The organism is Methylobacterium nonmethylotrophicum, assembly GCF_004745635.1.
GTDB classification, from domain to species: Bacteria; Pseudomonadota; Alphaproteobacteria; order Rhizobiales; family Beijerinckiaceae; genus Methylobacterium; species Methylobacterium nonmethylotrophicum.
Genome location: NZ_SRLB01000029.1, coordinates 1 through 13,327, shown reverse-complemented (window position 1 = coordinate 13,327; position 13,327 = coordinate 1). Strand labels below are relative to the sequence as shown.

13 protein-coding genes and 1 rRNA gene are annotated in these 13,327 nt (G+C 71.9%); 5 read left to right on the top strand and 9 right to left on the bottom strand.

All coding sequences use genetic code 11. The features are described from left to right. Positions 1-255 precede the first annotated feature (255 nt). Positions 256-546, top strand: coding sequence for a 50S ribosomal protein L28 (rpmB, locus tag EU555_RS27875; protein WP_048434774.1), 291 nt, complete (start codon positions 256-258; stop codon positions 544-546). A gap of 106 nt (positions 547-652) precedes the next feature. Here the strand turns inward: rpmB and cobT are convergent, their stop codons facing one another. The 4 genes from cobT to EU555_RS27860 all read right to left on the bottom strand — a co-directional run bounded on the left by cobT (position 653) and on the right by EU555_RS27860 (position 4,558). Beyond that, positions 653-2,554: a cobaltochelatase subunit CobT gene (cobT, locus tag EU555_RS27870; RefSeq protein ID WP_135418647.1), complete on the bottom strand. Its 1,902-nt coding sequence runs from the start codon at positions 2,552-2,554 to the stop codon at positions 653-655. 7 nt (positions 2,555-2,561) lie between these two features. After that, positions 2,562-2,711, bottom strand: coding sequence for a hypothetical protein (locus EU555_RS36380; protein ID WP_167858676.1), 150 nt, complete (start codon positions 2,709-2,711; stop codon positions 2,562-2,564). Between the two features lie 19 nt (positions 2,712-2,730). Continuing rightward, positions 2,731-3,714, bottom strand: a complete 984-nt coding sequence (cobS, locus tag EU555_RS27865) for a cobaltochelatase subunit CobS (protein WP_135418646.1) — start codon at positions 3,712-3,714, stop codon at positions 2,731-2,733. Positions 3,715-3,934: 220 nt separating this feature from the next. Next, positions 3,935-4,558: a J domain-containing protein gene (locus EU555_RS27860; protein ID WP_135418645.1), complete on the bottom strand. Its 624-nt coding sequence runs from the start codon at positions 4,556-4,558 to the stop codon at positions 3,935-3,937. 133 nt (positions 4,559-4,691) lie between these two features. Between EU555_RS27860 and EU555_RS27855 the strand changes: the two genes are divergently transcribed. Continuing rightward, a complete protein-coding gene (locus tag EU555_RS27855; protein ID WP_093567562.1) occupies positions 4,692-4,964 on the top strand; it encodes a BolA family protein in 273 nt (90 codons plus the stop codon). Here the strand turns inward: EU555_RS27855 and EU555_RS27850 are convergent. The 4 genes from EU555_RS27850 to EU555_RS27835 all read right to left on the bottom strand — a co-directional run bounded on the left by EU555_RS27850 (position 4,906) and on the right by EU555_RS27835 (position 8,471). Next, complete coding sequence (locus EU555_RS27850) at positions 4,906-6,183, bottom strand: MFS transporter (protein WP_135418644.1); 1,278 nt, start codon at positions 6,181-6,183, stop codon at positions 4,906-4,908. The two genes, EU555_RS27855 and EU555_RS27850, sit on opposite strands and share 59 nt — an antisense overlap. 24 nt (positions 6,184-6,207) lie before the next feature. Then, the gene (locus tag EU555_RS27845) at positions 6,208-7,374 is read right to left on the bottom strand and encodes an acetyl-CoA acetyltransferase (RefSeq protein WP_135418643.1); all 1,167 of its coding nucleotides are present in this window, start codon (positions 7,372-7,374) and stop codon (positions 6,208-6,210) included. A gap of 89 nt (positions 7,375-7,463) precedes the next feature. Next, positions 7,464-8,171 (bottom strand): 7-cyano-7-deazaguanine synthase QueC, encoded by a 708-nt coding sequence (gene queC, locus EU555_RS27840; RefSeq protein WP_135418642.1) that lies wholly within the window; start codon positions 8,169-8,171, stop codon positions 7,464-7,466. A gap of 75 nt (positions 8,172-8,246) precedes the next feature. Further along, entirely contained in the window at positions 8,247-8,471 is a 225-nt protein-coding gene (locus tag EU555_RS27835) for a hypothetical protein (RefSeq protein ID WP_135418641.1), read from the bottom strand. A gap of 256 nt (positions 8,472-8,727) precedes the next feature. On the opposite strand from EU555_RS27835, the gene rpsT reads away from it, so the two are divergent. The 3 genes from rpsT to EU555_RS27820 all read left to right on the top strand — a co-directional run bounded on the left by rpsT (position 8,728) and on the right by EU555_RS27820 (position 12,907). Next, positions 8,728-9,006 (top strand): 30S ribosomal protein S20, encoded by a 279-nt coding sequence (gene rpsT / locus EU555_RS27830; RefSeq protein WP_135418640.1) that lies wholly within the window; start codon positions 8,728-8,730, stop codon positions 9,004-9,006. Between the two features lie 196 nt (positions 9,007-9,202). After that, positions 9,203-10,741, top strand: a complete 1,539-nt coding sequence (locus tag EU555_RS27825; protein WP_135418639.1) for a YifB family Mg chelatase-like AAA ATPase — start codon at positions 9,203-9,205, stop codon at positions 10,739-10,741. A gap of 135 nt (positions 10,742-10,876) precedes the next feature. Then, on the top strand, positions 10,877-12,907 hold the full coding sequence (locus EU555_RS27820; protein ID WP_135418638.1) for an ATP-binding protein: 2,031 nt from the start codon (positions 10,877-10,879) through the stop codon (positions 12,905-12,907). 173 nt (positions 12,908-13,080) lie between these two features. Here the strand turns inward: EU555_RS27820 and rrf are convergent. Further along, positions 13,081-13,196 (bottom strand): 5S ribosomal RNA (gene rrf / locus EU555_RS27815). Positions 13,197-13,327 lie beyond the last annotated feature (131 nt).

The following is a 13,327-nucleotide window of genomic DNA, read 5'->3' as shown; positions in this document are numbered from 1 at the left end:
TATCGTGACGCGGTTAGGGTTAACGGATCGTCTCGACCCCGCAACCGTCGAGGTCCAGCGGCCGGGCCCCGGCCGCAGGCGGCGGCGCATCCGCGTCCCCGGCTGCGCCTTGACGAGACCCGCCTTCCCCCTCTATAGGCGCGTGCTTTCCAGGGACTTCGCGGGGTCCGGTTCTCGCCGGGGTGCGCTGCACGCCCGGCTCTCGCGTTGCGTGGTCCCTCGCCGAACGAAGACCAGTTGTTGAGGATACAGACCATGTCGCGTCGCTGCGAGCTCACCGGTAAGGGGGTGCTCACCGGCCACCTCGTGAGCCACTCGAACCGCAAGACCAAGCGCCGGTTCCTGCCGAACCTGTGCAACGTCACCCTGCTCTCCGACACGCTGGGCCGCTCGGTGCGCCTGCGCGTCTCGGCCAACGCCCTGCGCTCGGTCGAGCACCGCGGCGGCCTCGACGCGTTCCTGATCAAGGCCGGCGAGACCGACCTGTCGCAGAACGCCCGCCTGCTGAAGCGCGAGATCGAGAAGAAGCTCGCCGAGGCGGCCTGAACCCGGCCGGCGGAGGCGCCCGGCGCCTCCCTCGTCCAGCATCGGACACGAAAAACCCCCGGATGCGCCAGCGGCGACCGGGGGTTTTTCGCGTCGGGCGGGCGCCTCAGCGCCGCCCGCCCGCCGCCATCCGGCGCACCGGCATCGTCCCGGCATCCTCGTCGAACAACTCGGCCAGCTTCTCGGTCATCACGCCGCCGAGCTCCTCGGCGTCGATGATGGTGACGGCCCGGCGGTAGTAGCGGGTGACGTCGTGGCCGATGCCGATGGCGAGCAGCTCCACCGGCGAGCGGGTCTCGATCTCGTCGATCACGTAGCGCAGGTGGCGCTCCAGGTAGTTGCCCGGGTTGACCGACAGGGTCGAATCGTCGACCGGGGCGCCGTCGGAGATCACCATCAGGATGCGGCGCTGCTCCGGGCGGCCGAGCAGGCGCTTGTGGGCCCAGTCCAGGGCCTCGCCGTCGATGTTCTCCTTGAGCAGGCCCTCGCGCATCATCAGCCCGAGATTCTTGCGCGCCCGCCGCCACGGCGCGTCCGCCGACTTGTAGACGATGTGGCGCAGGTCGTTGAGGCGCCCCGGCGTCGGCGGCTTGCCGGATTGCAGCCAGGCCTCGCGCGACTGCCCGCCCTTCCAGGCCCGGGTGGTGAATCCCAGGATCTCGACCTTGACGCCGCAGCGCTCGAGCGTGCGCGCCAGGATGTCGGCGCAGGTCGCCGCCACGGTGATCGGCCGGCCGCGCATCGAGCCCGAATTGTCGAGGAGCAGGGTGACGACCGTATCGCGGAAGTTCGTGTCCTTCTCCTGCTTGAAGGAGAGGGGCTGAAAGGGATCGATCACGACGCGCACGAGGCGGGCCGGGTCGAGCTGGCCCTCCTCGAGGTCGAACTCCCAGGCGCGGTTCTGCTGCGCCAGCAGGCGCCGCTGCAGGCGGTTGGCGAGGCGGCCGACCACGCCCTGCAGATGGGCGAGCTGCTTGTCGAGGTAGGAGCGCAGGCGCGACAGCTCGTCGGCATCGCACAGGTCCTCGGCGTGGACGACCTCGTCGTATTTCTGCGAGAAGACCTTGTAGTCGGGGCCTCTCGGCTCGTTCGCCCGGGGGCCGGGCGGGCGCCAGGACTCGGAGGCCTCTTCCGAATCGGCGTCCTCGGCATCCTCCGGCAATTCGCCGGAGGGCGCGTCGGCGGCCTCGGTCGCGCCCTCCTCGATCTCGTCGGAGGCCTCGTCCGAGACCTCCATCTCGGCCCGGTCGCCCTGGCTCTGCTGCTCGGCCTCGCCCTCGCCCGCCTGCTGCTCGTCGGACTCGGCCTCGTTCTCCTCGTCGTTCTCCTCGTCGTCGGGGTCGAGGGGGGCCTCGTCCGCCATGTCGAGGGAGGAGAGCAGCTCGCGCACCGAGCGGGCAAAGGCGCGCTGGTCCTCGAGGGTCCCTAAGAGCCCGTCGAGGTTGCGCCCGGCCCGTTGCTCGATGAAGTCGCGCCACAGGCCGACGATGCGCTGCGCCGCCGGCGGCGGGACCTGGCCGGTCAGGCGCTCGCGCACCATCAGGGCGACGGCGTCCTCGAGCGGCGCGTCGGCCCGGTCGGTGATCTCCTCGTACTTGCCGCCGCGATGGTAGCGGTCCTCCAGCATCGCCGTGAGGTTGCCGGCCACGCCCGCCATCCGGCGCGAGCCGATCGCCTCGACCCGGGCCTGCTCGACCGCGTCGAACACCGCACGGGCCGCGGCGTTCTCGGGGGCGAGGCGCCGGTGGACCCCGTTGTCGTGGCAGGCGAGGCGAAGCGCCATCGAATCGGCATGGCCGCGCAGGATCGCGACGTCGCCGGGGCTGAGCTTGCGCGGCGGCTCGGGCAGTCGGGCCTTGTCGCCGGTGAGCGCCGGCCGGTCGGTCGCGAAGGTGACCTCGATCTCGGCCTTGCGGGCGATGGCCCGCAGCGTCCCGGCCACCGAGCGCTTCAGCGGCTCGGCGACGGATTCGCGCTTCTCGCCGGGCTTGCGGTTGGAGATCGACATGGCGAGGCTACTTCTTCAGCGAGGCAGAGTCGGTGGGGCGCAGCATCATCGCCTGCTGCGCGAGCGCCCGGGATGCGGCATCGTCCGCCGGGCGGACCCGGCTCCGCGCCGGCGCCGCCTCGCAGCGGGGCTCGTGCGGCAGGACCGGATCCGCCATCGGGAATCTCCCTCGAGGATCAGCTCAGCGCGACGTTGACCGCGCTCTCGGGCAGCTCCTTGCCGAAGGAGCGCTGGTAGAACTCCGCCACCAGGGCGCGCTCCAGCTCGTCGCACTTGTTGAGGAAGGTGACCCGGAAGGCGAAGCCGATGTCGTTGAAGATGTCGGCGTTCTCGGCCCAGGTGATCACCGTGCGCGGGCTCATCACGGTCGACAGGTCGCCGTTGATGAAGGCGTTGCGGGTGAGGTCGGCCACGCGCACCATCTTGTTGACGATGTCGCGCCCGCCCTCGCCGCGGTAATGCGTCGCCTTGGACAGGACGATGTCGACCTCGCGGTCGTGCGGCAGGTAGTTGAGCGTGGTGACGATCGACCAGCGGTCCATCTGGCCCTGGTTGATCTGCTGGGTGCCGTGATAGAGGCCCGAGGTGTCGCCGAGGCCGACCGTGTTGGCGGTGGCGAACAGGCGGAAGCCGGGATGGGGGCGGATCACCCGCTTCTGGTCGAGGAGCGTCAGGCGGCCCGACACCTCCAGCACCCGCTGGATCACGAACATCACGTCGGGGCGGCCGGCATCGTACTCGTCGAAGACCAGCGCGACGTTGTTCTGCAGCGCCCAGGGCAGGATGCCGTCCTGGAAGGCGGTGACCTGCTTGCCCTCCTGCAGCACGATCGCGTCCTTGCCGACGAGGTCGATGCGCGAGACGTGGCTGTCGAGGTTGATGCGCACGCAGGGCCAGTTCAGGCGCGCGGCGACCTGCTCGATATGGGTGGACTTGCCGGTGCCGTGATAGCCGGTGATCATCACCCGGCGGTTGCGGGCGAAGCCCGCCAGGATCGCCAGGGTGGTCTCGCGGTCGAACAGGTAGTCGGGGTCGAGATCCGGCACGTGCTCGTCGGTGGCCGAGAAGGCCGGCACCTCGAGGTTCGAATCGATCCCGAACACCTTGCGCACCGAGACGGTCGTGTCCGGGAGAGCGGGTGGCGTATTCTCAGCAAGCATACGGAGCCTCGTCGGGGCAGGGCGGCCCTCCATGGGCGTCCTGCGGATGTCGCGACGGCGCGGGGTGACCGGCGGGCGCCGCATGTCCTTAGTCTGCGGGGAAAGCCGGCGCAAACGTGCCTGACCCGGATATATGGGGGAGGCGCCCCGTTTCGAGCCCCCCTCGCGGCAGATCAGGGATGCGAGATCCGTGCCTGCCCTTGATCCGACCGCCGCTCGCTCAGCACAGGCCGGCGGCCCGCAGGGTGTCGTGGGCCTTGATGATGTCGCGCAGCCGGTCCTCGAACGAGCGGTCGCCGCCATTGGCATCCGGGTGGAAGCGCTTCACCAGCACCTTGTACTGCGCCTTGATCGCGGCGGTGTCGGCGCTCTCGTCGAGGCCGAGCACGTCGAGCGCCTTGCGCACCGGGGCCGAGTAGCGCGGCGGCGGCGGCTCGGCACGGGCGCGCCGCGAGGCCGGGCCCGCGCCCTCGCCGCGCAGGATGCCGAGGGGGTCGACGTACTCCCAGTCGCGCTGGGCCGCGTCGGGCTTCGGGCCGGTCTTCCCGCCCGGGTTGACGCCCATCGTCCAGGTCGGCCGGTGCCCGATCACCGCGTCCTTCTGGTACGCCTGGACCGCGGCGTCGTTCATCCCGTCGAAGTAGTTGTAGGCGGCGTTGTACTCGCGCACGTGCTGCATGCAGAAGCGCCAGTACTGGCCCTCCTGCTTGCGCCCCTTCGGCGCCTTGTGCAGCCCCGGCTGGGTGCAGCCCGGCCGGTCGCAGGCCGGACCCTCGGCCTTCTTCGGCTCGTCGCAGGAAGGCCGGATGCGGATGCGGTCGAACAGGGGCGAGTTCAGATCCATGACGGGGCGATTATGAGGGGCGGGAGGACGGGCACAAGGGCTTCGGGCCTGATGCCGCAGGCGGGACGAACGGGTTGACGGGGAGCGCCCGCTCCGGTCAGTCGAGCCGAAGCGGGTTAAGGACGGGTGCGCGATGAGCCTGAGCGACTGGATCAGGACGACGCTGGAGGAGCGGCTGGCGCCGACGGCGCTCAGCGTCGTCGACGAATCACACCAGCATGCCGGCCATTCCGGCTGGCGGGAGGGCGGGGAAACTCACTTCCGACTGGATGTGGTGTCGGCGGCCTTCGAGGGAAAGAGCCGGGTCGAGCGCCACCGCATGGTGAACGCGCTCCTCGACGACGCCTTCAAGCGCGGCCTGCACGCCCTGGCCCTGCGGGCGCGGACGCCGGGGGAGGCGGGGTAGGGCCGGGCACGGGAACCGGGTCGACAGGGCCGGCCCTCCCGTACACCGGCTCCCGCGGCGCGAAGGCATAGACCGCCGTGGCAGCCATCAGGGCGAGCCCGTAAGCGAGGAAGAGCCTTCCGTAGAGCGCGTCCGGCGCGAGACCGCCGGTGCCCAGCACGAAAAGGGCCGAGAGCCCTTGTACCGCCGCCGCACCGCCCATGAAGACGATGTTCATGAAGGCGACGCCGCGCCCGAGCAGATGGGCGGGGAAGAAGCGGCGCGCATGCGCCATCAGGATGCCGTAGCTCAGGCCCGCCGCGCCGATCAGGGCGAGCAAAGCCACCGCGAGGGTGGTGGAGCCCGCGCCGAACAGGCCGAGGCCGGCGAGCGCCAGGCCGGTGACGAGGCAGCCCGCGAGCGCCGTGCGCTTCGGGTCGCGCGCCAGCCGCTCCAGTGGCCCGTACCCGACCGCGCCGGCCGCCATCGCGGCGCTCATCGCCAGGGTGCCGTTGCCGCGCTGAAGCGCGTCGAGGCCGTGGACGCCGCCCAGATAGGCCCCGACCCAGAGCGAGCGCGTCGCGATGACGACGGCGTAGCTCACGAACACCACGGGCAGGATCGGCCACAGGGCCCGCATCCGGGCGACCTCGGAGAAGCCGCGCCACACCGAGGCCCGGGGCGGATCGGCGAGGCGGGGCGGATCCTCGATCAGCCACAGCACCAGCCCGGCCGTCGCCAGGGTGACGACGGACAGCCCGGCGAGGATCGCCCGCCAGCCCAGCGCGTGGCTCGCCAGCGCCAGCGGCGTCGAGCCGAGGAGGTCGCCCGCGGTGCCGAGCCCGATCATCAGCGAGGACAGCATGGCGAAGCGCTCAGGGGGGTAGACCCGCCCGAACAGGTACAGCCCGCCCATCAGGGCCGGCGCGCAGCCGAGGCCAATCAGCGCCATCGCGGCGGCCGCTCCGACGAAGCCCTGCGCCAGCCCCAGGGCGGCCGCCCCGAGGGCGGCGAGCACCAGGAAGCCCGCCACGGTGCGCCGCGGCCCGATCCGGTCGAGGAGCAGCCCGGTCGGCACCTGGCCGGCCGCGAAGGCCAGGAACCAGACGGCCGAGAGCAGGGCGAGGTCGGAGGGCGCGAGGCCGAGGTCGGGCCCGAGATCGGGCGCGACCATCGCCAGGAAGCCGCGGTCGAACTGGCTGATCGTGTAGGCGAGCACCAGGACCAGGAAGGGTGTCACGGCCCTGCCACTGCGCGGTCGGCCCTACTTGATGCGCTCGAGCACGCTGACGTAGTTCGCCACCGCGACGCCGCCCATGTTGAACACGCCAGCGAGCGTCGCGTCCGGGATCTGCATGCCGCCGGCCTCGCCGCAGAGCTGCATCGCCGAGAGGGCATGCATCGACACGCCGGTGGCCCCGATCGGGTGGCCCTTGGCCTTCAGCCCGCCGGAGGGGTTGACCGGCAGCTTGCCCTCCTTGGTGGTCCAGCCCTCGCGGATCGCGTCGGCGCCGCGGCCCTCCTTCGTCAGTCCCATCGCCTCGTACTCGATCAGCTCGGCGACCGTGAAGCAGTCGTGGGTCTCGACGAGAGAGAGGTCGTCGAGGGTGATGCCGGCCTGGTTCAGGGCGCGGGCCCAGGCGGTGGCGGCGCCCTCGAACTTCAGCACGTCGCGCTTCGACATCGGCAGGAAGTCCTGCGCGTGGGCGGTGGCCCGGAAGGCGACGGCGCGGCGCATGCGGAGCGCCGTCTCGGTGTCGGCGAGCACGACGGCCGCGGCGCCGTCCGAGACCAGCGAGCAGTCGGTGCGCTTGAGCGGCCCGGCGACGAACGGGTTCTTGTCCGACTCGGTGCGGCAGAACGCGAAGCCCAGGTCCTTGCGCATCTGCGCGTAGGGGTTCTGGACGCCGTTATGGTGGTTCTTGGCGGCGATCATCGCCAGCGCGTCGGACTGGTCGCCGTGGCGCTGGAAATAGGCGCCGGCGATATTGCCGAAGACGCCGGCGAAGCCCGCCGGGTTGTCGCCGTCCTCCGGCAGGTAGGAGGCCTTGAGCAGGGTGCGGCCGATCTCAGGGCCCGGCGTGCGGGTCATCTGCTCGACGCCGACCACCAGGACCACCCGGGCGCGCTTGGCCTCGATCGTCTTGATGCCCTGGTGCACCGCCGCCGAGCCGGTGGCGCAGGCATTCTCGACCCGGGTCGCCGGCTTGAACCGGAAGCCGTCATCGGCCTGGAGCACGAGCGAGGCGGTGAAGTCCTGGGGCGTGAAGCCGGCGTTGTAATGGCCGAGCACGATCTCGTCGACGTCCTGCGGGCCGATCCCCGCATGCGCCAGCGCCTCGTTGGCGACCCGGACGATCAGGCTCTCGACGGTCTCGGCGTCGTGCTTGCCGAAGGGCGTGTGGCTCCAGCCGACGATGCAGGCGGTCATGACGGTCTCTCCTCCCGGTGCTTGCCGTGTTTCCCTGGCCGTGTTTGCGGCGCACTCTGCGCAACGGAAGGGCGGTCGGCAAGCGCGCGTCACGCATCCTCGGCGCGGAAGCGCGCATAGCCGGCGGCGCGCAAGGCGCAGGCCGGGCAGGTGCCGCAGCCGTGGCCCCACGCGTGGAGGGCGCCGCGCTCGCCGAGATAGCAGGTGTGGCTCTCGCGCACGATGAGCTCGACGAGCGCCTCGCCGCCGAGGGTCCTGGCGAGCCGCCAGGTCTCGGCCTTGTCGATCCACATGAGCGGCGTGTGCAGCACGAAGCGCCGCTCCATGCCGAGGTTGAGCGCGACCTGCAGCGCCTTGATCGTGTCGTCGCGGCAATCGGGATAGCCGGAAAAGTCCGTCTCGCACATCCCGCCGACGACGTGGCGCAGGCCGCGGCGGTAGGCCAGGGCCGCCGCGAAGGTGAGGAAGACGAGGTTGCGCCCGGGCACGAAGGTGTTGGGAAGCCCTCCCGCCTCCATGGCGATGGCGGTCTCCCGCGTCAGCGCGGTCTCCGAGACCTCGCCGAGCGCCGCGAGGGAGAGGGTGTGGTCGTCGCCGAGGCGCCCCGCGAAGGCCGGCACGATCCGGGTCATCCCGGCCCGCAGGGCGTCGCGGCAGTCGAGCTCGATCCGGTGGCGCTGGCCGTAATCGAAGCCGAGGGTCTCGACGCGCGCGAAGCGGTCGAGGGCCCAGGCGAGGCAGGTGGCGGAATCCTGCCCGCCGGAGAACAACACCAGGGCGCCGTCGGGGGACGTCATGCGGGCTCCGGACAGAAGAAGGGCGGCCCCGATGCGCGGAGCCGCCCCCTTATACGCCCTGAGGGCCGCGCGAGCCTACCGGCCCTGCGCCTGGCCGGCGCTGCCCTGGCCCTTGTTGGCGTTGTGGTGGCCCACCGCGCAACCGGCCGCGGCGCCGGCCTTGCCGTGGCCGACCGCCTTGCCGGCGAGCCCGCCGACGACGGCGCCCTTGATGCAGCCCTTGGCCTCGGCCTGGTGCGGGATCGCGACCGCGGAGACCGCCAGGAGGCCGGCGGCGAGGAGGGACGCGGAACGGATCATGCTGAACTCCCGTGGCTGTGTGTTAGAACCTCAACCATGGATCCGGCCTACCGTTCCGGGACCGGCCCCGGTCCGGCACCGGACGGCGACCGGCCTCTGTCCGGCGTTGACGTTCCGCCCGGTCGCGTCTATAGACCGCGGCTCGCGGACCTGCGGGCTTTCGCCCGGCGGGTTGCCCGTGCTTCCATGCCCTGACACGCGACGCCACGATCCCGCCGGGATCGCTCGGGCCTCGCTTTGAGAATGAGGAACGCCGATGGCCAACACCGTGTCGGCCAAGAAGATGACCCGCAAGATCGCCAAGCGTACGGCGATCAACCGCTCGCGCCGCAGCCGCATGCGCACCTTCATCCGCAAGGTCGAGGAGGCGATCGAGGCCGGCGATCACGGCACCGCCCTGACCGCCCTGCGCAGCGCCGAGCCGGAGATCATGCGCGCGTCCCAGAAGGGCATCGTGCACAAGAACACCGCCTCGCGGAAGGTCTCGCGCCTCGCCGCCCGCGTGAAGGGCCTGGAGGCCGCCGCCCAGGCGTGAGCCCGCGGGCAGGCCCCCGGTCTGCCGCAGGGACCCGGGCCGATGCGGCGCCGCAGATCCCGAGGACGAGAAGGAATTGGCCCGGCCTGCGCCGGGCTTTTTCGTGTCTGCAACGCTCTTTTCCAGATCCGGGTTGTGCCGGCGCGGGCGCCCAACTAACGTCGCGTCAGCCAGCCAGTCCGAAGGCCCGCACCCCATGGTCACCCGCGTCGCCACCGTCGCCTTCGAGGGGATCGAGGCGCGCGCCGTCGACGTGCAGGTGCAGATCACGCCGGGCGCCGTCGCCTTCAACGTGGTCGGGCTGCCTGACAAGGCGGTGGCCGAGTCCCGCGAGCGGGTCCGCTCGGCCCTGATCGCCTCGGGGCTGGCATTGCCGGCCAAGCGCATCACCGTCAATCTCGCCCCCGCCGACCTGCCGAAGGAAGGCTCGCATTACGACCTTCCGATCGCGCTCGGGGTGATGGCCGCCATCGGCGCCCTGCCGGGCGACGCGCTCTCGGGCTATTGCGTCCTGGGCGAACTGGCGCTCGACGGCAGCCTGACGGCGGTGGCGGGCGTGCTGCCGGCGGCCATGGCCGCCAATGCCCGCGGGCTCGGCCTGATCTGCCCGGCGGCGAGCGGGCCGGAGGCCGCCTGGGCCGCCGGCGACATGGACGTGCTGGCGCCGCGCTCGCTGATCCAGCTCGCCAACCACTTCAAGGGCAGCCAGGTGATGGCACGCCCGGTCCCGGCCGTAGCCGCCGCCTCCGGCGCGCTGCCGGACCTGCGCGAGATCAAGGGTCAGGAGGGCGCGAAGCGCGCCCTGGAGATCGCGGCCGCCGGCGGGCACAACCTCCTGATGAACGGTCCGCCCGGGGCCGGCAAGTCGATGATGGCGGCCCGGCTGCCCTCGATCCTGCCGCCGCTCGGGCCCCGCGAACTCCTGGAAGTCTCGATGATCCAGTCGGTGGCCGGCACGCTCAAGGACGGCGCGCTGTCGAACCGCCGGCCGTTCCGGGCGCCGCACCACTCGGCCTCGATGGCGGCCCTCGTCGGCGGCGGCATCGGCGCGCGGCCCGGCGAGGTGTCGCTGGCCCATGGCGGGGTGCTCTTCCTCGACGAACTGCCGGAGTTCAACGGCCAGGTGCTCGATTCCCTGCGCCAGCCGCTCGAGACCGGCACGGTGATGATCGCCCGGGCGAACCACCGGGTCACCTATCCGGCCCGGTTCCAGCTCGTCGCCGCGATGAATCCGTGCCGCTGCGGCCAGGCGACCGAGCCGGGCTTCGCCTGCCGGCGCGGACCCAACGAGCGCTGCGTCGCCCAGTACCAGGCCCGGCTCTCCGGCCCGCTCCTCGACCGCATCGACCTGCAGATCGAGGTGCCGGCGGTCACCGCCGCGGACCTGATCCTGCCGCCGCCGGAGGAGGGGTCGGCGGAGGCCGCCGCCCGCGTCGCCGCGGCCCGGACCCGGCAGGAGCGGCGCTACGCGGAGGCCGGCCAGCCCGCCGGCACCACCAACGCCTCCTGCCCGGCAACCCTGATCGAGGAGGCGGCGCGGCCCGACGCGGAGGGGATGGCCCTGATCCGGGACGCCGCCGACGCGATGCGCCTCTCCGCCCGCGGCTTCCACCGGGTGCTGCGCGTCGCCCGGACGCTCGCCGACCTCGACGGCGAGGCGCGGGTGCGCCGGCTCCACCTCGCCGAGGCCCTGTCCTACCGCAGCCGGTCCGACCGGCGCCCGGCCGCGGCCTGACGCGGCACGGTGAATGCGGCGTTAGCATCCTCCTGCGACTCCGCGCGATCGGCCGCGCGAACCGCTAAGCCACTTTCCCAACTCATCTTTCAATTCCGCCCACTAGGCTCTCGGCCGTATCGTGGAGGATGCGGGATGGTGGTGTGGCTCTGCACGGCGGTCGTCGGTCTCGCCGCCCTCGCTTGGGCAGCGGCGCGCTGGAGCGGCCACCGCCTGATCCAGCGCCGGCGCGACGGCGAGGTCGAGCGCCTGCACGACCTCGTCTGGCGCACCTCCGAGAGCGAGGAGCGCTACCGCAGCCTGGTCGAGGCGCAGATCGAGCTCGTCGTCCAGCGCGATCCCGAAGGGCGCATCACCTTCGCCAACCAGGGCTTCGCCGATCTCCTCGGCACCGCGCCGGACGCGCTGCTGGGCACCACCCGGGAGGCCGACGTGGTCGAGCGCCGCGAGATCCGGCAACGCGCCGACGGCGCGCGCCTCGTCGACGTCGCGATCGCGCCGGCCCGCGGGGGGCCGTTGCGCTGGTTCGCCTTCGTGGAGACCGTGACGGTCGGGCGCGACGGGCGGGCCGAGGTGCTGCGGGCGGGCCGGGACATCACCGAGCGGGTCGAATCCGCCCGCATCCTGGAGGAGGCCCGCAGCCGGGCCGAGGCCGCGAGCGTGGCGAAGTCGCGCTTCCTCGCCAGCGTGAGCCACGAGTTCCGCACGCCGCTCAACGGCATCATGGGCATGGCCGACCTGATGCTCGAGACGCCGCTCAGCCCCGAGCAGCGCACCTACGCCGAGGCGGTGAAGACCTCCGGCGAAGCCCTCCTGTCGCTCATCGACGGGATCCTCGACTTCTCGAAGATCGAGGCCGGCCGGCTCGACCTCGCGGCGGAGCCGTTCGACCCGGCGGCCCTCGTCGAGAGCGTGGTCGAGCTGCTGGCGCCCCGCGCCCAGGACAAGGGCCTGGAGATCGCCGCCGACATCGAGGCGCTGCCCGCGAGCCTGATCGGCGACGCCGACCGGGTGCGCCAGATCCTGATCAACCTCGCCGGCAACGCCGTGAAGTTCACGGAGGCCGGCGGCGTCGGCGTCACGGCGACCTGGAGCGCGAACGGACTGGACCTCGCGGTGCACGATACCGGCCCGGGCATTCCCGAGGAGCGCCTGCCGGTGCTGTTTCAGGAGTTCGAGCAGGGCGACGGCAGCGCCAGCCGGCGCCACGAAGGCACCGGCCTCGGCCTCGCGATCACCGAGCGCCTCGTCGACCGCATGGGCGGCCGGCTCGACGTCACGTCGCGGCCTGGGGAGGGGAGTTGCTTCCGGGTCCGTCTCCCGCTTCCCGCCGGGCCGGACCGCACCGGGCCGCGACCGCCGACGCTCGATGGACGGCGCATCCTGGTGGTCGCGGCCGCCGCCTTCGAGGCACCCTACATCGCCCGCCGGCTCGGCCGGGCCGGCGCCGAGACGGTCGTGGTCGAGACCGCGACGGAGGCACTGGCCGCACTCCGAGGCGGAACGCGCTTCGAGGCGGTGATCGCCGACCGCGCCCTCGGCGACGCGGCCGTGCGCGGCATCGCCGCCGCGGCCCGTCAGGCGGGCGTGAGCCGCAGCATCGTGCTGCTGTCGCCGTTCGATCGGCGCGACTTCGGTTCGCCGGCCGCCGCAGGATTCGACCGCTACCTCATCAAGCCGGTGCGCCTGACCTCGCTGCTGGCACGCCTCGCCGAGCCGGCCCCGCCGGCCGTCCGAAAGCCGAGCGCGCCGGAGGGCATCGCACGGCCGTCGTTCCATCGGCCTCGGATTCTGCTGGCGGAGGACAACCCGATCAACGCCCTTCTCGCTACGAGGGCTCTGGAGCGCCTCGGTGCCGTCGTGATCTGGGCTCGGGACGGGGCCGAGGCGGTGACGCGGCTGCAGGATGCGGCGGCCTCGGCCACACCGTTCGATCTCGCGCTCATGGACATCCGGATGCCGATCCTCGACGGGCTCGAAGCCGCCCGGCAGGTGCGGGCCCATGAGGCGCGGCACCGCCTGCCGCGCCTGCGCCTCGTGGCGCTGACCGCCAACGTACAGGCTGAAGACCAAGTTGCCGCACGCGGCGCCGGTTTCGACGACTTTCTGTCGAAGCCCCTCGATCTCAAGGCTTTGCCATCCCTCCTCGAGACGCGGGCGGCCTGACGACTCCGTCGAAAACCGCTCGCGGAGGATTTTTTGCCAAGCCCGTCAGAGCGATAGCCGTGCCGAGCTGAGCGCGGATCCATAATGCCCGAACACGACGACGCCCGCCGGGCGGAGAGCCGGGCGGGCGTCGTCGAGAAGATCGTGATGAGGGAATGTGGCGTGCTTGGCAGGTCTGGCGGTGACCGACTCTCCCGTGTCTTGAGACACAGTACCATGGGCGCTGGGGCGGTTAACGGCCGAGTTCGAGATGGGATCGGGTTCGAGACACCCCGCTCTGACCACCAGACCGGCCAAGCACGGTCGTTCGGCAAGCAGGGTGACCGGCGGCCGCTGGGGACCGGGTCACGCGTCTTCATCGTGTCTGTGGTGGTGTGTGTTTGATCCGGACACGGATCATGAGAGCGATCAAGCCGATCG

What these genes read in the sequence shown, in the direction of transcription:
- EU555_RS36380 (WP_167858676.1), bottom strand. Translation starts at nt 2,711, where the DNA reads ATGGCGGATCCGGTCCTGCCGCACGAGCCCCGCTGCGAGGCGGCGCCG.
- rpmB (WP_048434774.1), top strand. Translation starts at nt 256, where the DNA reads ATGTCGCGTCGCTGCGAGCTCACCGGTAAGGGGGTGCTCACCGGCCAC.
- EU555_RS27825 (WP_135418639.1), top strand. Translation starts at nt 9,203, where the DNA reads ATGGTCACCCGCGTCGCCACCGTCGCCTTCGAGGGGATCGAGGCGCGC.
- EU555_RS27845 (WP_135418643.1), bottom strand. Translation starts at nt 7,374, where the DNA reads ATGACCGCCTGCATCGTCGGCTGGAGCCACACGCCCTTCGGCAAGCAC.
- EU555_RS27855 (WP_093567562.1), top strand. Translation starts at nt 4,692, where the DNA reads ATGAGCCTGAGCGACTGGATCAGGACGACGCTGGAGGAGCGGCTGGCG.
- cobT (WP_135418647.1), bottom strand. Translation starts at nt 2,554, where the DNA reads ATGTCGATCTCCAACCGCAAGCCCGGCGAGAAGCGCGAATCCGTCGCC.
- rpsT (WP_135418640.1), top strand. Translation starts at nt 8,728, where the DNA reads ATGGCCAACACCGTGTCGGCCAAGAAGATGACCCGCAAGATCGCCAAG.
- cobS (WP_135418646.1), bottom strand. Translation starts at nt 3,714, where the DNA reads ATGCTTGCTGAGAATACGCCACCCGCTCTCCCGGACACGACCGTCTCG.
- queC (WP_135418642.1), bottom strand. Translation starts at nt 8,171, where the DNA reads ATGACGTCCCCCGACGGCGCCCTGGTGTTGTTCTCCGGCGGGCAGGAT.
- EU555_RS27820 (WP_135418638.1), top strand. Translation starts at nt 10,877, where the DNA reads ATGGTGGTGTGGCTCTGCACGGCGGTCGTCGGTCTCGCCGCCCTCGCT.
- EU555_RS27860 (WP_135418645.1), bottom strand. Translation starts at nt 4,558, where the DNA reads ATGGATCTGAACTCGCCCCTGTTCGACCGCATCCGCATCCGGCCTTCC.
- EU555_RS27835 (WP_135418641.1), bottom strand. Translation starts at nt 8,471, where the DNA reads ATGATCCGTTCCGCGTCCCTCCTCGCCGCCGGCCTCCTGGCGGTCTCC.